Annotated in this window: 16 protein-coding genes and 1 riboswitch; of the genes, 10 read left to right on the top strand and 6 right to left on the bottom strand. The window is 72.2% G+C overall.

The genetic code is table 11. The annotated features are described in order from the left end of the window. Position 1: 1 nt before the first annotated feature. The 4 genes from IF46_RS0127695 to IF46_RS0127680 all read left to right on the top strand — a co-directional run bounded on the left by IF46_RS0127695 (position 2) and on the right by IF46_RS0127680 (position 3,762). Entirely contained in the window at positions 2–988 is a 987-nt protein-coding gene (locus tag IF46_RS0127695; protein ID WP_051724225.1) for an alpha/beta hydrolase, read from the top strand. Beyond that, positions 939–2,084 carry an alpha-hydroxy acid oxidase gene (locus IF46_RS0127690; protein ID WP_084598080.1) on the top strand — a complete coding sequence of 382 codons (1,146 nt, stop codon included), beginning with the start codon at positions 939–941 and terminating at the stop codon, positions 2,082–2,084. Before IF46_RS0127695 ends, IF46_RS0127690 begins: the two co-directional genes overlap by 50 nt. A gap of 3 nt (positions 2,085–2,087) precedes the next feature. Beyond that, positions 2,088–3,434 carry an aminotransferase class I/II-fold pyridoxal phosphate-dependent enzyme gene (locus IF46_RS0127685; RefSeq protein ID WP_030491329.1) on the top strand — a complete coding sequence of 449 codons (1,347 nt, stop codon included), beginning with the start codon at positions 2,088–2,090 and terminating at the stop codon, positions 3,432–3,434. A 67-nt stretch (positions 3,435–3,501) separates the two neighbouring features. Beyond that, positions 3,502–3,762 (top strand): hypothetical protein, encoded by a 261-nt coding sequence (locus tag IF46_RS0127680; RefSeq protein WP_030491328.1) that lies wholly within the window; start codon positions 3,502–3,504, stop codon positions 3,760–3,762. A 72-nt stretch (positions 3,763–3,834) separates the two neighbouring features. Here IF46_RS0127680 and IF46_RS0127675 read toward each other — a convergent pair whose 3' ends face one another. The 3 genes from IF46_RS0127675 to IF46_RS0127665 form a co-directional block, all read right to left on the bottom strand. After that, complete coding sequence (locus IF46_RS0127675) at positions 3,835–5,271, bottom strand: glycine hydroxymethyltransferase (protein ID WP_030491327.1); 1,437 nt, start codon at positions 5,269–5,271, stop codon at positions 3,835–3,837. Positions 5,272–5,290: 19 nt separating this feature from the next. Next, positions 5,291–5,380, bottom strand: a riboswitch (ZMP/ZTP riboswitch). A gap of 81 nt (positions 5,381–5,461) precedes the next feature. After that, positions 5,462–6,331: an NAD(P)H-hydrate dehydratase gene (locus IF46_RS0127670; RefSeq protein ID WP_030491326.1), complete on the bottom strand. Its 870-nt coding sequence runs from the start codon at positions 6,329–6,331 to the stop codon at positions 5,462–5,464. Further along, complete coding sequence (locus IF46_RS0127665; RefSeq protein ID WP_030491325.1) at positions 6,315–7,046, bottom strand: histidine phosphatase family protein; 732 nt, start codon at positions 7,044–7,046, stop codon at positions 6,315–6,317. The genes IF46_RS0127670 and IF46_RS0127665 overlap by 17 nt, the downstream gene beginning before the upstream one ends. 58 nt (positions 7,047–7,104) lie before the next feature. Between IF46_RS0127665 and IF46_RS0127660 the strand changes: the two genes are divergently transcribed. Then, the gene (locus IF46_RS0127660; protein WP_198041559.1) at positions 7,105–8,127 is read left to right on the top strand and encodes a DNA polymerase domain-containing protein; all 1,023 of its coding nucleotides are present in this window, start codon (positions 7,105–7,107) and stop codon (positions 8,125–8,127) included. Positions 8,128–8,132: 5 nt separating this feature from the next. Here IF46_RS0127660 and IF46_RS0127655 read toward each other — a convergent pair whose 3' ends face one another. Further along, entirely contained in the window at positions 8,133–8,639 is a 507-nt protein-coding gene (locus tag IF46_RS0127655; protein ID WP_030491323.1) for an Lrp/AsnC family transcriptional regulator, read from the bottom strand. Between the two features lie 105 nt (positions 8,640–8,744). Here IF46_RS0127655 and pdhA point away from each other — a divergent pair, with 105 nt between their 5' ends. From pdhA to IF46_RS0127635, 4 genes are all read left to right on the top strand, one after another. After that, complete coding sequence (gene pdhA, locus IF46_RS0127650; protein WP_036393480.1) at positions 8,745–9,911, top strand: pyruvate dehydrogenase (acetyl-transferring) E1 component subunit alpha; 1,167 nt, start codon at positions 8,745–8,747, stop codon at positions 9,909–9,911. Further along, positions 9,908–10,912 (top strand): alpha-ketoacid dehydrogenase subunit beta, encoded by a 1,005-nt coding sequence (locus tag IF46_RS0127645; RefSeq protein WP_030491321.1) that lies wholly within the window; start codon positions 9,908–9,910, stop codon positions 10,910–10,912. Before pdhA ends, IF46_RS0127645 begins: the two co-directional genes overlap by 4 nt. Continuing rightward, positions 10,909–12,279: a dihydrolipoamide acetyltransferase family protein gene (locus IF46_RS0127640; protein WP_420063597.1), complete on the top strand. Its 1,371-nt coding sequence runs from the start codon at positions 10,909–10,911 to the stop codon at positions 12,277–12,279. The genes IF46_RS0127645 and IF46_RS0127640 overlap by 4 nt, the downstream gene beginning before the upstream one ends. Positions 12,280–12,452: 173 nt before the next feature. Further along, a complete protein-coding gene (locus IF46_RS0127635) occupies positions 12,453–14,132 on the top strand; it encodes a right-handed parallel beta-helix repeat-containing protein (protein WP_030491319.1) in 1,680 nt (559 codons plus the stop codon). A gap of 89 nt (positions 14,133–14,221) precedes the next feature. Here IF46_RS0127635 and IF46_RS0127630 read toward each other — a convergent pair whose 3' ends face one another. Both IF46_RS0127630 and IF46_RS0127625 read right to left on the bottom strand, forming a co-directional pair. Continuing rightward, positions 14,222–16,321, bottom strand: a complete 2,100-nt coding sequence (locus IF46_RS0127630) for a PQQ-dependent sugar dehydrogenase (protein WP_030491318.1) — start codon at positions 16,319–16,321, stop codon at positions 14,222–14,224. A gap of 22 nt (positions 16,322–16,343) precedes the next feature. Continuing rightward, complete coding sequence (locus IF46_RS0127625; protein WP_051724224.1) at positions 16,344–17,315, bottom strand: sugar phosphate isomerase/epimerase family protein; 972 nt, start codon at positions 17,313–17,315, stop codon at positions 16,344–16,346. 627 nt (positions 17,316–17,942) lie between these two features. Here IF46_RS0127625 and IF46_RS0127620 point away from each other — a divergent pair. Then, on the top strand, positions 17,943–19,211 hold the full coding sequence (locus IF46_RS0127620) for a L,D-transpeptidase (RefSeq protein WP_030491316.1): 1,269 nt from the start codon (positions 17,943–17,945) through the stop codon (positions 19,209–19,211). The last annotated feature ends 85 nt before the right edge of the window (positions 19,212–19,296 follow it).

Here is a 19,296-nt window from a genome sequence, read left to right as displayed (position 1 = left end):
CATGGCCCTGCACCCGGAGGTGGCGGCGTACCGGGCGGCCCGCGCCGCGGCCGGCACCCCGCCGCTGTACGCGCAGACCCTCACCGAGGCGCGCGCCGCGGACCTGGCCGCGATCCGCGCCGGCACCGGCGCGGTCGAGCCGGTGACCGAGGTACGCGACGAGCGGATCCCCGGCCCCGCCGGTGAGCTGCCGCTGCGGGTGTACCGGCCGGGTGGGTCGGGCCCGCTGCCCACCCTGCTCTACTTCTTCGGCGGCGGTTGGACGCTCGGCAGCATCGACACCGCCGACGGCATCTGCCGACGCCTCGCCAACGCGGTGCCCTGCCAGGTGATCACCGTCGGCTACCGCCTCGCCCCGGAGCACCCCTTCCCGGCGGCGGTGCACGACTGCCACGCCGCCACCTCGTGGATCGCCCGGCACGCCGACCGGCTGGGCGTGGACCCGGCCCGGCTGGCGGTGGGTGGCGACAGCGCCGGTGGGAACCTGGCCGCCGCAGTCACCCTGCTCAGCCGTACCGACGGGCCGCCGCTCGCCGCGCAACTGCTCGTCTACCCGAACACCGACCAGAGCGGCGAGCCGGCCGGGGACGACGACCCGACGTTGTTCAACCGCCGCTCGGTCGCCTGGTACCGGACGCACTACCTGACCGACCCGGCGCACGCCCGGGATCCCCTCGCGTCGCCGCTGCTCGCCGACGACCTGGCCGGGTTGCCGCCGGCGCTGGTGATCACCGCCGACCTGGACCCGCTCAGCGCCGAGGGGCAGCGCTACGCCGAGCGGCTGCGCGACGCCGGCGTGTCCACCCGACTGGAGCACTACCCGGGCATGATCCACGGGTTCTTCGCCATGCCGGGGACCTTCACCGACGGACGGCGGGCGCAGGGGAGCGCGGCGGCGTTCCTCCGCGAGCGCTTCGGGCTGCCGGCCGAGCCGGGCGATGCGGCCGAGCCGGCTGCCGCGACCGGCCCGGCGGCGGGCGAGGGGTGAGCGGGTGCTGACCGACCTGCCGGCGGTGTCGCTGGCCGACTACGCCGATCGGGCCCGGGCCGTGCTGCCGCCGGCCGTGTGGGACTACGTGGCCGGCGGCAGCGCCGCCGAGGTGACCCTCGCCGCGAACCGTCGGGCGCTGGACCGGGTCGCGGTGCTGCCCCGGGTGCTGCGCGGGGTGGACACCGTCGACCTCGGCACCCGGCTGCTCGGCCGTCCGTACGCCATGCCGGTCGCGGTGGCGCCGATGGCGTACCAGCGGCTGGTGCACCCGGACGGGGAGCTGGGCCTGGCGGCGGCGGCCGGTGCGGCCGGGATCCCGTACCTGGCGAGCACGCTGGGCAGCACCCCCATCGAACAGGTCACCGGGGCCGGCGCGGACGTCTGGTTCCAGCTCTACTGGCTGCGCGACCGGGCTCTCGTCCGCGACCTGCTGGACCGGGTCGTCGCGGCCGGCTGTCGGGCACTGGTGGTCACCGTGGACGTCCCAGTGCTCGGTCGACGCCCCCGGGACCTGCGCAACGCGTTCCGGCTGCCGGCCGAGGTGATCGCCGCGAACCTGCCCGAGGGTCGCGACGCGCTGGCGCACTCCGGTGCCCCCGGGGCGTCCGCCATCGCCGCGCACACCGCCGCGTCGTTCGCGCCGGCGCTGCGCTGGTCGGACCTGGCGTGGCTGCGCGAGCAGGTCGACCTGCCGCTGGTGGTCAAGGGGCTGCTGGACCCGCGCGACGCGGTCGAGGCGGTACGCGTCGGCGCGGACGCCGTGGTCGTCTCCAACCACGGGGGGCGGCAACTGGACGGCTCGCCACCAAGCGTCACCATGCTGCCCGAGGTCGTCGACGTGGTCGGGGACGACTGCCAGGTGCTGCTGGACAGCGGCATCCGCAGCGGCACCGACGTGCTGCGGGCGCTCGCGCTGGGTGCGGCCGGGGTGCTCGTCGGCAGGCCGCTGCTCTGGGCCCTCGCAGTCGGTGGCGAACCGGCCGCCCGGGACGCGTTGGGCCTGCTCGCCGCCGAGCTGACCGACGCGCTCACCCTGGCCGGCTGCGCCGATCCGGTGGCGGCCGGCGAGCTGCGCACCCTCGGGGTGGGTTGAGAAGTGAGCGCCGCCGAGCCGGTCGACCTGACCGTCGCCGACCTGCACCCCGCGCTGAGCGATCCGGCGCTGACCTCGATGAACTTCCTCAACGAGGTGTCCGAGCGCTACCCGGCGGCGGTGTCCCTCGCCGCCGGGCGACCGTACGAGGAGTTCTTCGACCTCGCGGCGGTGCACCGCCACCTGGACACGTTCCACCGGCATCTCGTCGACGACCTGGGGCACCGACCCGAGCAGGCCCGACGGCTGTTGCTCCAGTACGGCCGGACCAAGGGCATCGTGCACCACCTGATCGCCCGCAACCTCGCCGTCGACGAGCAGATCACCGTCGACCCGGAGGCCATCGTGGTGACCGTCGGCTGCCAGGAGGCGATGTTCCTGGTGCTGCGGGCATTGCGGGCCGGCCCGACGGACGTGCTGCTCGCGGTCGCCCCGACCTACGTCGGGCTGACCGGGGCGGCCCGGCTGGTAGACCTGCCGGTGTGGCCGGTCGCCGGTGGGCCGTCCGGGGTCGATCTGGCCGACCTCGCGGCCCAGGTACGCCGGGCACGGGCGGCGGGGCTGCGGCCGCGCGCCTGCTACCTGATGCCGGACTTCGCCAACCCCTCCGGAGTCAGCATCGACACCGCCCACCGGCGGCAGCTGCTGGGCCTGGCCGCCGAGGAGGACCTGCTGCTGCTGGAGGACAACCCGTACGGCCTGTTCCACCTCGACGACGAGCCACGCCCGCCCACCCTCAAGGCGTTGGACACCGAGCGGAGGGTCGTCTACCTCGGCTCGTTCGCCAAGACCGTGCTCCCCGGCGCCCGGGTCGGGTACGTCGTCGCCGACCAACGGGTGGCCGGCCCGAACGGCCGAGTCGGCCCCCTCGCCGACCAGCTCGCCATGATCAAGAGCATGATCACGGTGAACACGTCGCCGATCGCGCAGGCGGTCATCGGCGGCCGGCTGCTGGAGCACGGATGCAGCCTGGTGGCCGCGAACACCCGGGAGCGGTCCGCGTACACCCGGAATCTGCGCCACCTGGTGGCCGGCCTGAGCCGGCGGTTTCCGGCGCAGCCGGATGGGCCAGCGCAGCCGGCGCAGTCGGGGGTGGTGCGCTGGACGGTGCCGGCCGGTGGGTTCTTCGTGGTGGTGACAGTGCCGTTCCCGGTCGACGACGCGATGCTGGACCGTTCGGCGCGCGACTACGGCGTGCTGTGGACGCCGATGGCGCACTTCTACGACGACACCGCGCCGGTCCGCGCGTTGCGGTTGTCGGTAAGCGCGGTGACGCCGGAGCAGATCGACGTCGGGCTGGACCGCCTCGCGGCGCTGATCACCGACGAGCTGACCCGCCGGGCGGGTTGACACACCGCGTTCATCGGATGGCAATGCGCGACGACCCGCGTACCGCCGTCCTGGGTGGACGGTCATAATAGGCCGCATGGTTGCCTGGGAGTACGCCTTGCTCGTCCGCCGTTATCAGGGACAGGGCCGCAATTTTCACGTCTCGTTCGTCTGGTACGCGCCGGACGGTTCGCGCAAGGACATCACCGCCTACGGCGACACCGCCATCGCGCACCTCAACCGGGCTGGCCGGGAGGGGTGGGAGCTCGTCTCCGCCGCCGAGGACGTCAACAACGTCCAGGGCAGCACCGAGGTCCACCGCTACCACCTGAAGCGCCCCATGGCCTGAGGGCCGCCGGCCCCGCCGCCCCCGGCACTCACCTGAGTGGGGGGGCGGCGTGGCCGTCAGTGGTACCGCCGCTCAGCTCAGGTCGATGCCGGGGTAGAGGGGGTACGTGGCCAGCAGGTCGGTGGCCTGGCGGGCGATCTTGTCGGCCAGGTCGGCGTCCAGGGTGTACTTCGCCTTCGACGGGGTGCCGTCGGCGTTGGCGCCGGCGGTGGTCTGGGTCAGCACGGTGTGGATCAGCTCGGCGGTCTGGTCCATCTCGGCGGTGCCGAGGCCCCGAGTGGTCAGCGCCGGGGTGCCGATCCGGATGCCGGACGTGTACCAGGCGCCGTTCGGGTCCTGCGGGACCGAGTTGCGGTTGGTGACGATGCCCGAGTCGAGCAGGGCCTGCTCGGCCTGCCGGCCGGTGAGCCCGTAGCCGGACACGTCGATCAGCACCAGGTGGTTGTCGGTGCCGCCGGTGACAAGCGTCGCGCCGCGGCGCAGCAGCCCTTCGGCGAGGGCCTGCGAGTTGTCCACGATCCGCTGGGCGTAGTCGGCGAAGTCGGGCCGACGGGCCTCCGCGAGCGCGACCGCCTTGGCGGCCATCACGTGCGGCAGCGGACCGCCGAGCACCATCGGGCAGCCCCGGTCCACCTGGTCGGCCAGCTCCGGCTGGCAGAGCACCATGCCGCCGCGCGGGCCGCGCAGCGACTTGTGGGTGGTGGTCGTGACGATGTGCGCGTGCGGCACCGGGTCGAAGTCGCCGGTGAACACCTTGCCGGCCACCAGCCCGGCGAAGTGCGCCATGTCGACCATGAAGGTGGCGCCGACCGAGTCGGCGATCTCGCGCAGGATCCGGAAGTTCACCTTCCGGGGGTACGCCGAGTAGCCACCCACCAGGATCAGCGGCTTGAACTCGCGGGCGGCCTCGGCCACCCGGTCGTAGTCGATCAGGCCGGTCGCCGGGTCGGTGCCGTAGCTGCGCTGGTCGAACATCTTGCCGGAGATGTTCGGCCGGAAGCCGTGGGTGAGGTGGCCGCCGGCGTCCAGCGACATGCCGAGCATCCGCTGGTTGCCCAGCTCGCGCCGCAGCGCGAACCAGTCTGCCTCGGTGAGGTCGTTGACCTGGCGGACCTGGGCCTTCTTCAGGGCGGGGGACTCCACCCGGTCGGCCAGCACCGCCCAGAACGCGACCAGGTTGGCGTCGATGCCCGAGTGCGGCTGCACGTACGCGTGCGCGGCGCCGAACAGCTCCCGGGCGTGCTCGGCGGCGAGCGCCTCGACGGTGTCGACGTTCTGGCAGCCGGCGTAGAAGCGGCGGCCGACGGTGCCCTCGGCGTACTTGTCACTGAACCAGTTGCCCATGGCCAGCAGGGTCGCCGGGGAGGCGTAGTTCTCACTGGCGATCAGCTTGAGCGACTCCCGCTGGTCGGTCAGCTCGGCGCCGATGGCGTCGGCGACCCGCGGCTCGACAGCCCGGATCACCTCAAGGGCACTGCGGAATGCGGTGGACTCGGCGTTGTGCGACATGCGACCTCCAACAGACGTGCGGGAAGGCCCAGGCGCTCGGCAAACGTCCACGTGACGAGGCCGCTCCCCGATGGTTGTCCATCCCCACGCGCCAGTAACGGCCCGGGCAGATCCTACCGGGCCGGAACCGGCCGTTCGGGTCGCCCTCCAGCGAAGCTCCGCCGAGGTTCGACGAAGGGACCGGGCCCGATCAGACCATCGCCAGGGTGCGGGGGATCTCGTCGAGCAGCTCCCGGGCCAGAAAGCCGATCCGGCCGTAGCGGGGGATCAGCCGCTGGCCGCTCACCGAGTGCGCGAACGAGCCCCAACAGGCCGCCTGCGCCGGGTCGGCACCCCGGGACAGCAGCCCCGCCAGCAACCCGGCGAGCACGTCCCCGCTGCCGGAGGTGCCCAGCCCGGCGTCACCGCTCTCCTCCCGCCAACCCCGCCCGTCCGGGGCGGCCACGTGCCCGTACAGCGACACGACCGCCTCGTACCGGGTGGCCACCTCGGCCGCCTCGGCGTCCAGGTCGTCACCCGGGTCCCGCCCGATCAGGTGCCCGGCCTCGGTGACGTTGGGGGTGAGCACCACGGGCCGACCCGAGCCGACCAGCAGGTCCGGTGCGTGGCTGAGCGCACCGAGGGCGTACGCGTCGAGCACCAGCGACGTGTCCGGACGGGCCGCCTCCAGGACCAGGCTCAGCAGGCGGTTGGTCTCGTCGATCGCCTTCAAGCCGGGGCCGATCGCCACCACGTCGGCCTGCGTGACCAGGTCGCCGAGCTGGCCGTCCCGGTCGGCGGCCACCGCGCCGTCGGCGGTCTCCGGCAGACCGACCACCAGCGCCTCGGGCACCTGGATGCTCAGCGCGGCGGCGGTCGACTCGGCGGCGGCCAGCTGGAGCACCCCAGCGCCGGCGCGCAACGCGGCCACCCCGGCGAGCAGCACCGCGCCCGGCGTGAAGCGGGAACCGCCGACCACCAGCACGGTGCCCCGGCTCTCCTTCCCACCGACCGGCACCGGCAGCGCCCAGTCCCGCAGCAACGCCGGGGTGATCACCTTCACCTCAGACCGGCTCGGCATGGATCTCGTCCTCCCTGGTCGGCTGGGCGCCCTGCTGACGCAGGTGCTCGACATGGTTGAAGGCGGTGAGCGTCAGTCGGTCCTCGCCATCGGCCGACCACTCGGTAATCGAACAGTTGGCGATCACCTCCTGCCGGGTGAGCGCCATCAGCTCGTCCTCGGTCAACCCCTCCACCAGATAGCGAAGCAGGAACACCAGTGCGTCGTGGCCGAAGAGCAGCACCCGGCAACCCTCGTGGTCCCGGCGCAGGTCACCCAGCAGCGTCCGCAGCCGCAACGCCACGTCCGTCCAGGACTCCCCGCCCGGCGGCCGGTAGTAGAACTTGCCCAACCGCTCCCGACGGTCGGCCTCGTCCGGGTACCGCCGCCGCACCCCGTGCCCGGTCAGCCCGTCGAGGATGCCCAGCTCCCGGTCGCGCAGCCGCTCGTCGCGGTGTACGCGAATGTCGGTGCCGGCCAGCGCCAGCCGGGAGGTCTGCACCGCGCGCAGGTACGGCGACACCACCGCCACGTCCGGGCGCTTCGCGTCCGGCAGCTCGGCCAGCCAACGGCCGGTCGCTCGGGCCTGGTCCTCGCCGGTCGCGGAGAGCGGCACGTCGGCGTCGCGGTGAGTGAGGTCGATCAGCTCCGCGCCCGACGTCTCGGCGTGCGTCGCCGCGACGTTCGCGGTGCTCTCGCCATGCCGGACGATCCAGAGGGTTGCCAGTTCCGCCATGCGGCCCCCGTACCCGGGCGCCGCCGACGGTAATCGTGTCCAGTGATCCGCCATGCCGATGTCCGCTCGGTGGGCGTCCGGCGTGGGCGCAGGTCGTACCCTCGGTGGCGTGGCGACGGCGGCCGAGGAGATCCAGGTGGGGGAGCGGCTGGTCCGCGTCTCCAGCCCCGACAAGCCATACTTTCCCGAGCGGGGGCTGACCAAGCTGGACGTGGTCCGCTACTTCCTGGCGGTCGGTGACGGCATCCTGCGCGCGTTGCGGGACCGGCCGACCATGCTGGAACGCTGGCCCCGCGGTGTCTTCGAGGGTGCGACGATCGCCACCCGGCAGACCAATCGGGGTGACGCGTTCTACCAGAAGCGGCTGCCGGCCGGCGCGCCCGAGTGGGTGCGAACGGCGCACATCACCTTCCCCAGTGGCCGTACCGCCGACGAGGTCGCGCCGAGCGAGTTGGCCGTGGTCATCTGGGCCGCCAACCTGGGCACCCTGCGGTTTCACCCGTGGCCGGTCACCGCCGCCGACGTGGAACGCCCCGACCAGCTGCGCATCGACCTCGATCCGATGCCCGGCGTCGGCTTCGAGCAGGTCGTGCCGGTGGCGCACGAGGTGCGGGCGTTCCTCACCGAGCTGGGCCTGACCGGCTACCCGAAGACCACTGGCGGTCGGGGCCTGCACATCTACCTGTCGATCGAGCCGCGGTGGAGCTTCGGTGACTGCCGTCGGGCGGTGCTCGCGCTGGGCCGGGAGATGCAGCGCCGGCTGCCGGACCTGGTCACCACCACCTGGTGGCGCGACCAGCGGGACCGGCCGGTCTTCGTCGACTACAACCAGATGGCCCGGGATCACACGGTGACCTCGGCGTACTCGATCCGGCCGACGCCGGCCGCGCTGGTCTCCGCGCCGCTGGACTGGTCGGAGCTGGACCAGGTCCGCCCGGAGGACTTCGACGTGCTCAGCATGCCGGCCCGGTTCGCCGAGCGCGGCGACCCGCACGCCGGGCTGGACGGCGACCGGCACTCGCTGGAACCGCTGCTGGAGCTGGCCGACCGGGACGGCCTGGAGGCCCCGCCGGAGCGCTGAGCCGGTCAGGCCCAGGGGCTGCCGGCCCCGTCGAACTCCTCGAAGACCAGCCAGGTGCGGGTGGACAGCACCCCGGGGATGCTCTGCACCCGGCCCAGTACCACGTCGCGCAGCGCGGCGTTGTCCGGCGCGCGGACCAGCGCGAGCACATCGTGGTCACCGCCGAGCAACGCGGCGTGCTCGATGTAGCGCACCCGGGCCAGCTCGGCCGACACCTCCCGCCAGGTGTTCTGCTCGATGGTCAGGGCGATGTACGCCGAGGTGCCCAGCCCGGCCGCTTCGGGCGCCACCTGGGCCCGGAACCCGGTGATCACCCCGTCGCGCAGCAACCGCTCCACCCGCGCGTACGCGTTGGTGCGGGAGATGTGGATGCGCTCGGCGAGGGTGCGCACCGACGTCCGCCCGTCGCGAACCAGCTCGTCGAGGATGCGCCGGTCCACCTCGTCCAGGGCTCGGGCCGATCGTCCCGATCCCGCGTCCCGGCTCGCTTCGTCGGCGGTCTCCTGGCTCACTGATAGGCCCTCCGCATGCCAACCGTCCCGCCTTCTGTGTCGATCTTGAGTCAATCATCCACAAGCGGAAGCATAGGCTCACCACACGTCCCAGGAGGTTCCGCCGTGACGACCACTCCCCAGGCGGTCCGCAGGGCATCCCCGCGCACCCGTCGAACGGTCACCCCGCCCGACCCGGCGCGCTCGTTGCTACCGGACGCCGAGCCGGTCCGCCTGCTCGCCGAGAACGGCACGCCGCTGCCGGCCCGCACCGACTACCCCGAACCCCCCGTCGAGGTGCTGCGCGAGCTGTACCGCCGGATGGTGCTCGGCCGCCGCTTCGACACCCAGGCGACCGCCCTGACCAAGCAGGGCCGGCTCGCCGTCTACCCGTCCTCGCGGGGCCAGGAGGCGTGCCAGGTCGGCGCGGTGCTCGCGGTCCGCGACACCGACTGGATCTTCCCCACCTACCGCGAATCGATGGCGCTGGTTGCCCGGGGCATCGACCCGGTCGAGGTGCTCACCCTGCTGCGCGGCGACTGGCACTGCGGCTACGACCCGACCGAGGTACGCACCGCACCGCAGTGCACCCCCCTCGCGACCCAGTGCGTGCACGCCGCCGGGCTGGCCCACGGTGAGGCGTACCAGGGTCGCGACACCGTGGCGCTGGCCTTCATCGGCGACGGCGCCACCAGCGAGGGCGACTTCCACGAGGGGATCAACTTCGCCGCCGTGTTCAAGGCGCCGGTGGTCTACTTCGTGCAGAACAACAGGTACGCGATCAGCGTCCCGCTGTCGCGGCAGACCGCCGCGCCGTCGCTTGCCTACAAGGGCGTCGGCTACGGCGTACCCAGCGAGCAGGTCGACGGCAACGACCCGGTCGCGGTGCTCGCCGTGCTCACCCGCGCGGTCGCCCACGCCCGAGCCGGCAAGGGGCCGTTCCTGGTCGAGGCGCACACCTACCGGATGGAGCCGCACACCAACGCCGACGACGCCAGCCGCTACCGCGACAACGCCGAGGTCGACGCCTGGCGGGATCGGGACCCCCTCGCCCGCCTGGAGACCTATCTACGCGCTCGCGGTGTGCTCGACGACGCGGCGGTCGCCGAGGTCGCCGAGCAGGCCGAGGCGTACGCGGCGGACCTGCGGACCCGGATGAACGAGCAGCCCACTGTCGACCCGCTGAGCCTCTTCGACCACGTCTACGCCAAGCCCACCCCACAGCTGATCGAACAGCGCGAGCTGGTCCGCGCCGAGTTGGCCGCCGCCCGCGACGAGGAGGGTGACGCCTGATGGCCACCACCATGGCGAAGGCGCTCAACACCGCGCTGGCCGACGCGCTCGCCGCCGACGACCGCGTAGTCGTCTTCGGCGAGGACGTCGGCGCGCTCGGCGGCGTCTTCCGGATCACCGACGGCCTCCAGGCCCGCTTCGGCGAGAACCGCTGCTTCGACACTCCGCTCGCCGAGGCCGGCATCGTCGGCTTCGCCGTCGGCCTGGCCATGTCCGGCCTGCGACCGGTGGTCGAGATGCAGTTCGACGCGTTCGCGTACCCGGCGTTCGAGCAGATCGCCTCGCACGTGGCGAAGCTGCGCAACCGCACCCGGGGAGCACTGAGCGTGCCGATCGTCATCCGCGTGCCCTACGCGGGCGGGATCGGCGGGGTCGAGCACCACTGTGACTCCTCCGAGGCGTACTACGCGCACACCCCCGGACTGAAGGTGGTCACCCCGGCGACCGTCGACGACGCGTACTCGCTGCTGCGTGAGGCGATCGACGACCCCGACCCGGTGGTCTTCATGGAGCCCAAGAAGCTCTACTTCGCCAGCGCCGACGCGTCGCTGCCGGCGCGTACCGAGCCGTTCGGCCGGGCCGTCGTGCGCCGGCCGGGCCGCGACGCCACCCTGGTGGCGTACGGGCCGGCGGTGCCGGTCGCGCTGGAGGCCGCCGAGGCCGCCCGCGAGGAGGGTTGGGACCTGGAGGTCGTCGACGTACGCACCATCGTGCCGTTCGACGACGCCACCATCACCGCCTCGGTCCGGCGCACCGGCCGGTGCGTGGTGATCCAGGAGGCGCCCGGCTTCGCGGGCGTCGGCGCGGAGATCGCCGCCCGGGTGCAGGAGCGCTGCTTCCACGCGCTGCACGCCCCGGTGCTGCGGGTCGCCGGGCTGGACATCCCATACCCGGCGCCGATGCTGGAGCACACCCACCTGCCCGGCGTGGACCGGGTGCTCGACGCGGTGGCCCGCCTGCAGTGGGACGACCAGCCGGACGCGCGTTGGGCGGCGGCATGACCACCGTCGAACGGACGCAGGTCTTTCTCCTGCCCGATCTGGGCGAGGGGCTGAGCGAGGCCGAGATCGTCGAGTGGCGGGTCGCCGTGGGCGACATCGTCACGGTCGACCAGAGCGTGGTCGAGGTGGAGACCGCCAAGGCCGTCGTCGACGTGCCCTGCCCGTACGCCGGCCGGGTGGTCACCCTGCACGGCGCGGCCGGTGAGGTACGCCCGGTCGGCCAGCCGTTGATCACCATCGCGCCGCTGGACGGAGGCGACGAGCCCGCCGGGCACGCCACCTACCGCGAGGAGGAGCGGGCCGGCTCCGGCAACGTGCTGATCGGCTACGGCACCGGCCACGGCAATGCCACCCGGCGTCGGCGTCGGCCCCGCCTGGCGCTGGCCCCCGAACCGGCCGACGCCGGCCCGAGCGGCGGCACCGGCGCGGCTGCCGGTGGCGCGACCGGCGTGGATACCGCGTCCGACGACCCGGCGCGGTCGTCCGCTGCCCTGGTCATCTCGCCGATCGTGCGGCGGCTGGCCCGCGAGCACGGCGTCGACCTGGGTGCGGTGCGGGGCACCGGCCCCGGCGGGGTGATCCGCCGCGCCGACGTGCAGGCCGCGCTGACCGGGCCCGCCGCCAGACTCGCCGCCGTGCCGGACCCGCAGGTCGCGTCGACCCCGGCCGGGGACGGCGACGTGATCGTCCCCCTCACCGGTGTCCGCAAGGTCATCGCCGACAAGCTCTCCCGCAGCCGGCGGGAGATCCCGGAGGTGACCATCTGGGTCGACGTGGACGCCACCGGGCTGCTGGAGACCCGAGCCGCGATCAACGCGGCGACGCCCGACGCGCCGGTGAGCATCCTGGCCCTGCTGGCCCGGATCTGCCTCAGCGGGCTGCGTCGGTTCCCGCAACTCAACGCCCGGGTCGACACCGAGGCGCAGCGGATCGTCCAGTCCGCCGGGGTGCACCTCGGCATCGCCGCGCAGACCGACCGGGGTCTGCTGGTGCCGGTGCTGCGCGACGCCCAGCGGCTCACCACCGCCGAGCTGGCCGCCGAACTGGCGGCGACCACCGCCGCCGCACGGGCCGGCAGCCTGCCGCCGGCCCGGCTGACCGGCGGCACCTTCACCCTGAACAACTACGGGGTCTTCGGCGTCGACGGCTCCACGCCGATCATCAACCACCCCGAGGCCGCCCTGCTCGGCATCGGGCGGATCGTGGACAAGCCGTGGGTGGTCGACGGGCAACTCGCCGTCCGCAAGGTGACCCAGCTCAGCCTCACCTTCGACCACCGGGTCTGCGACGGCGGGGTAGCCGGTGGCTTCCTGCGGCACGTCGCCGACTGCGTGGAACGCCCGGCGTTGCTGATCGCCGCCGTCTGACGCGTACCCACGGCCCCGGCGCTGCCCGTGCGGCGCCGGGGCCGGCGCACGTCTGGGGCCTCCCGACGGTGCCCGGTTTTCCCGGCGGTGTGATCGGGCCGGGGTTTCCCGGCGGCGTGATCGGGAAGTCGGCCCCGCCGGAGCGCACCGAACGCGTCGAAGGGAGCCGACCCGTGGCGAACGAGCTGCTACTGAACTCGGTCCGGGTACGACGGCCGGCCTCGGCCGGCGCGCCGCTCTACTGCGACGCGCTGGAGTACGGGCTGACCGGCGACGGCTCGACCAACGACCAGCCGGCGCTGGCCGCCCTGGTGGACCGCCTCGGCGCCGGGTACGCCTCGGACGGGCGGGCCCGCGTCATCTACTGCCCGCCGGGCATCTACTCGATCCGGGACGCGGGCACGGTCTGGCGCAGCGGGGTGTCGCTGATCGGGGCCGGCCCGGCGGCGACCCGGTTCATGCTCAGCAACGAGGGCAACCGGGCCGACCCGACCCCGTTGGCCTTCTGGACCACCGTGCAGCACGGCGCGGACCGGGAGCGGCACATCGCCGACTGCACCTTCTCCGACTTCCAGATCGACGGCTCCGGCGTCGCCATGGCCGAGTACAACTACCTGGCCAAGGGCCTCGGCATTCAGTACATGGTCCGGGGCGTCTTCCGCAACCTCTACATCCACCACACCGCGGCCACCGGGCTGGGCTGCGACTTCCTCCAGGACTCCCTGATCGACGGCGTGGTGGTGGTCGGCTGTGGCCGACTGGACAACGGCGAGCAGATCGGCGGCGCCGGCATCGGGATCGGGATCGGCGGCTGGGGGGCGGTGGAGCGGCTGACCATCGCCAACTGCACCGCCCTGGCCAACGGCACCAACGGGATCTTCCTGGAGTTGCAGAAGGAACACTGGACGCCGCCGCGCGGCTACCGCATCATCGGCTGCCACAGTCAGGGCAACCGGTTCGGCATCTCCGACTGGGGCGCCGACGGCCTGATCGTCTCCGCCTGCACGATCACCGGCAACCTGGAGACCGGCTTCGACGTGTCGGCGCAGGGCACCTCGTCCGTGGCCGGCCGGGGTGGGCTGCTCACCGACTGCGTCATCGACGGCAACATGTACGACGGGGTCAGCATCGGCAACACCCCCGGCTCGTACACCGTCCGAGGCAATCGGCTCAGCAGCAACGGGCGGCACGGTTACCACGCGCACGACCTCGATCGCGGCTACCGGGGCCCGATCCGGGACGTGGTGATCGAGAGCAACGAGATCTGGGGAAACGGGCTGGACGGGGTGCGGATCGACCACCAGATGACCGACACGGTGCTGCTCAACAACCGGATCCGCAACAACGGGCGACAGTACGCCGAAGGCACCAGCGGCGCGGGCGACGCCGTCCGCTACGGCGAGCGGAGCCTGGTGGACCGGTCGGCCAACTGGGCGCACGACGGGCACCGGGGCAAGGTCCTGCGGGTCGGCCGATCCGTTGCCAAGGTGGCCTCCAACACCGGCGAGGAACTCACCCTCGCCCCGGTCCGCCCGGACGCGTTCAGCGGGTGGAGCGGGGATGTGCCGCCGCCGGGATGCGCGTACGAGCTGGCGGCCGCACCCCGACTGCGGGCCGGTATCACAATCGACGCGCCGTTCGACTCGGCCACCATCCGCGGCAACCGGATCTGGGACAACCACGACAACCAGACCCAGACACACGGGCTGTGGATCACCGGGCGCGGCAGCTGCGTCGACTGCCGGGTCGAGGACAACGACCTGGCCGGCAACGCCGACGAGGGGATGCGACTGGACACCCCGCCGGTGGGCGGACGGTGGCGGGACAACCACGTAGACAGCGACTGGAGCTGAGCGGCCACCCGTGCTCCGAGCGCGGAGCGCAACGGCGTGCGGCGGTGGCCGGAGAGATCCGACCACCGCCGCTGCCCTGATTGAGCTGATCAGCCAGCCAGACCGGCCACCGGGGTCGGGTCCAGCACCACCGTCGCCGAACCGGTCTGCGCCGGTACGCCCGGCTCGGTCGGCGCGTCGGTGTACTCCGCGACGAACACCGCGGTCAGGTTGTCCGCACCACTGTGCCCACCGTCGAGGAAGGTGGGGATGGTCCCGGAGCAACCCGTCGAGGTGGAGAGCGGGTGCCCGTGCTCGTCGTGCCCGAGCACGTAGGTGACCTTCACCCGGGAGCAGTCCACCGGCAGGTCATCGGTGACCTTCACCTCGTACGCGACCGTCTGCCCGAACTGGAAGGGCTGCCCGGCCACCGGGGCGACGAACTCGACGATCGGCGCGGTCGGCCCGACCACCAGCGGCAGGGTCGCCGAGGCGGACCGTCCGGTGCGGTCGGTCACCTTCAACGTCGGGGTGTACGAGCCGTTCTCCGCGAACGTCCAGGTCGCGTTCGCAGAGGTGCTGTCCACCGAGCCGTCCGCGTTGAAGTCCCACGCGTAGCTCAGCTTGTCACCATCCGGGTCGGTGGTGCCGGCGCTGGAGAACGCGACGGTCAACGGAGCCTGCCCGACGGTCGGGGTGCCGCTGATCTTCGGGATCGGCGTCCGGTTGCCCCGGACGAAGTCGATCCGGGACAGCTGCGCGTCCGGGTTCTCGGCGAAGTAGCCGTCGCCGTACTCCAGCACGTAGAGCGCGCCGTCCGGGCCGAACTCCATGTCCATCGGGTTGTCCACCACCAGCGAGGGCGCCACCGGACGGATGTCCGTGACGTCGCCGTCGGAGTCGAGGCGGAACTCCTTGATGTAGTCCCGGCTCCACTCGTAGAACAGCGGCACCCCGTCGTAGTAGGCCGGCCAGCGGGTACGCGACGTGCTGGTCCCGTCGTACTGGTACGCCGGGCCGCCCATCGGAGAGATGCCGCCGGTGCCCAGTTGCGGGAACTCGGCTGAGGCGGCTGCCGCGTACCAGACCTCCGGCTGCTCGACCGGCGGCAGCACGCGCTTGCCGGTGTTGTGCGGCGAGTCGTTGACCGGGCGCTTGCAGTTGAACTTGGCGCCGGACTCGCCGGTGGCGAAGTCGTAGTCGCGGTAGGCGATCGTCGGCGTCACGCAGTACGGCCAACCGTAGTTCGCCGGCTTGTCGACGCGCATCCACCGGCCGTGCCCGGCCGGGCCGCGCTCCGGGTTCGGGTTGGACGCGTCCGGGGAGTAGTCGCCCACGTACACGTCGTCGGTACGCCTGTCGACGGCGAACCGGAACGCGTTGCGCAGCCCCATCGCGTAGATCTCCGGGCGGGTCTGCGCCGTACCCGGCTTGAACAGGTTGCCGGCCGGCACCGTGTAACCACCGCCGGCCTTCACCTTGATCCGCAGCAGCTTGCCACGCAGGTCGTTGGTGTTGGCCGAGGTGCGCTGGGCGTCGTACGCCGGGTGGCGGTCGGCCCGCTCGTCGATCGGGATGTAGCCGTCGGAGGCGAACGGGTTGGTGTCGTCACCCGTCGACAGGTACAGGTTGCCCAAGCTGTCGAAGTCGATCTGGCCCCCGACGTGGCAGCAGATGCCCCGGTCGGTGGGCACGTCGATGATCTGCTGCTCGCTGGCGAGGTTGAGCTTCATCCCGTCCAGCTTGAACCGGGACAGCCGCAGCGCGCCCTTGAACCGCTGCCAGTCCGCCTCGGTGCCGGTCTCCGGGGCGTCGCCCTCGTTGACGTCTGGGGTCGCCGGGTCGTCCACCGGCGTCTGCATCGGCGGCGAGTAGTACAGGTACACCCACTTGTTCTGGGCGAAGTTCGGGTCGATGGCGACCCCCTGCAACCCCTCCTCGTCGTGCTCGTACACCGGGATGTCGGCGGCGAGGGTGTTCAGCCCGGTGCGCGGGTCGTGGATGCGGACCTCACCGGTACGGGAGGTGTGCAGCACCCGCAGGTCGGGCAGGACGGCGAGGCTCATCGGCTCACCCGGGAAGTCGTTCAGTGTCACTTTCTGGAAGCTGCTGTCCGGCGGAGCGGCCGGTGCTGCGGCCGCTGCCGACGGTGGCACGGCCAGGCCGGTCGTCACCAGCAGCAGGGCGGACGCGAATGCGGTCCTGTTCATCAGGTATGTCCCCCGAGTGGTGTCAGTATCGAAGTGAAGCGAGATAGTCGAAGCCGACCCGAGCGGTGTCCAGGGCGTCGGCGGGGGAGCGCGGCGCGGTGCCCGCGTCGTCACGCTCCACGATGTACTCCTCGATGCCGGCCTCCCGCTCGTGGGCGAAGATGCGGCCGAAATCGATGAGGCCATCGCCGAGGTCGGCGAAACCACCCTCGACGTCGAGGTCCTTGACGTGCACCTGGCGGATCCGACCCCGGTTGGCCCGGATCACGTCGACCGGGTCGTGGGCCCCCCGCCAGGTCCAGTAGAGGTCGAGCTCGAAGTGGACCAGCCGGGGATCGGTCTGCGCGGTGAGGATGTCGAACCCGGTCGAACCGCCGGTCAGCGGCACGAACTCAAGCTGGTGGTTGTGGTAGCCGAAGTCGAGCCCCGCCCGCTCGGCGAGCCGACCGGCGCGGTTCAGGTCCCGGGCCAGGGCCCGGTAGACGGCGGGGTCCCGGATCGGCTGACCGCTCGCGTCCCGACCGAAGTACGGGTGGACGATCTTCTTGCAGCCCACCACGTTGGCGTCAGCAAGGGCCTGTTCCCAGGTGGCGGCGTCGAAAGGCTGTGGGATGCCGACGTGCCCGGAGGTGGAACGCAGCCCGGCGTCGTCGAGCGCGGCCCGGAACTGTGCGGCGGTGCGTCCGACGAAACCGGCGTGCTCCACTCGCCGGTAGCCGATCCGGCGCAGTCCGTCCAGGGTGCCGGGCAGGTCGGCGGCCAACTGATCACGCAGCGTGTAGAGCTGGATGCTGATCCGGTCCACCGGCACCCGGCGCCGGCCCTGGGCCTGCCCGGCGGGCGCGGCGGTGGTGGGCGCGGCGGCGGCCGGGCCGGCGAGCAGACCGGCGGCGCCGACTGCGGCGGCGGAGACGGTCGCGGCGCGCAGCATTCCTCGCCGGCTGATCGGCTCGGACGCCGGTGTCGGCCCCGGTTCGTTGAGTTGTTGATCCATGGTGGTGGTCCCTTCCTGACGGCTGGTACGCCGTCGGCGGCGGTCGACCTGACTGCCGTCTGCCGGGCGCGCCGAACCGGCCGGAGGCGGGCTCCGGCTGGACGGTGAGGGACGGCGTGCGGGTGCGGCCCGGCCCCATCGGGAGCGGAACGCGGCGACCCGGCAGGGGTGGCGGCAAGTTGATCGACGAATGGGCAACCCTCTATCTAGATCGTGACCCTACCCGTGCCCCCGGACGAAGGCAAAGCTTCGTCGCGTTCGGCAGAAGTTTCGCTTCAGATGACAAAAGTCGGCTCCCGACATGCGCCACCGGGCCTGACCTTCCACTTCCGTGCCCACCCCGCCGCGCACCGCCCACACCCACCGCCCAGGCCCGCCCCGCGCCCGGCCGTGATCGAGCACGATCATGGCCGAGCGCATGCCTGTCATTCGGACAGTCGGTATTGCGTCGCTCAAGCGGAGCGAAACGCATGACAGAGGTCGGTTGAGCCCCTGTTCCGCCAACTGGAACATTGTCGGAAAATGCGTCGGTAAATGCGCTGACGATTATTTCTGAATACTGCGGATACTCCTGTCGGGTGCAGGTCAGAATGTGGCGGAGGGTAGTCGAAAACGGGGGGACTCAACATGACGTCTAGGCGGCGATTGACGCTGTTGGCGGTAACCATCGCAGCCGCACCACTCGTCCTGGGTGGGTGCACCGCCGGCCGGGAGTCGGCGACCGGCTCGGCCAAGAAGCACGCCGCCCCGCTGGAGCTCGCCGTGACGCCGGGGGACAAGGCCCGGGACGTCCCGGTCAGCGCCGAGGTGGGCACCGTGGTCAAGGGTGGGCGGGTCACTGGCGTACGCCTCACCGACGACAAGGGCAAGCAGGTCGGCGCCGAGCCGCGCGAGGACGGCTCCGGCTGGGTGCCGAGCGCTCCGCTGCAACCGCGACGGACCTACACCGCCGAGGTGACCGCTACCGGTGACTCCGGTGCCACCACCACCCGCACCACCACATTCACCACGATGGCGAAATCGACCAAACCACAGATCACCAGCACCCTCTATTTCAACGGCAATCGGACGTACGGCACGGCAATGCCGGTAACGGTGGCGTTCGACCCGGGAATTCCGAAAGAGGCCAGAGCGGATGTCCAGCGGCGGTTGTTCGTGAAGACGAATCCACCGCAGCCGGGCACCTGGTCGTGGCTTGCCGATGGGAGTCAGGTCTATTACCGGGCGCCCGATTTCTGGAAGCCGGGGACCACCATCAGCGTCCGGGCCGGTCTGGAGGGTCTGCCGATCGGAAAGGACAAGGTCGGCGACGCCGAGCGGCGGGCAACCTCCAAGATCGGACGACAGGTCTCGCTGGAGATCGACAACGCGACCAAGCAGATGACCGTACTGCGCGACGGCAAGCAGATCCGCCGGATCCCGGTCAGCCTGGGCAAGCCGAGCACGCCGAGTTCCAGCGGCAAGATGGTGATCATGGAGAAGCACGAGCGGGTCACCTTCGACACCCGGGGCGAGCCGAACGGGGGCTACGTGGTCGACGTCGACGACGCCCAGCGCTACACCTGGGGCGGCGAGTTCATCCACTCCGCCCCCTGGTCGGAAGGGGACCAGGGCAACACCAACGTCTCGCACGGTTGCGCGAACGTCTCCGCCACCGCGGCCGACTGGTTGATGGGGGTGACGCAGGTCGGTGACCTGGTCACCGTCAAGGGCACCGAGGTGGACCTACAACCGGGCAACGGCTGGACCGCGTGGAACGTGAGCTGGGACGAGTTCGCCAAGGGCAGCGCCCTGCCGGTGCCGCCCGGGCTCAAGCCCGCCCCGGTCGCCCCGGCGCACCCGGGCGCGGTGGCCGGCGGATCGCCCGCCCCGGCGCCCTCGGTCAGCGGCCGCTGAACCACCGCCGTCGGCAGCTCAGGGCCGGCCCGCCACAACGGCGGACCGGCCCGGTCGCGGCACACAAGCGGGTCGCGGCCGGGCA

Origin of the sequence: Micromonospora chokoriensis (assembly GCF_000718555.1) — a bacterium.
GTDB lineage: Bacteria > Actinomycetota > Actinomycetes > Mycobacteriales > Micromonosporaceae > Micromonospora > Micromonospora chokoriensis_B.
Note: the sequence above shows the minus strand (reverse complement) of the source record. Positions and strands in the feature narration are given on the sequence as shown.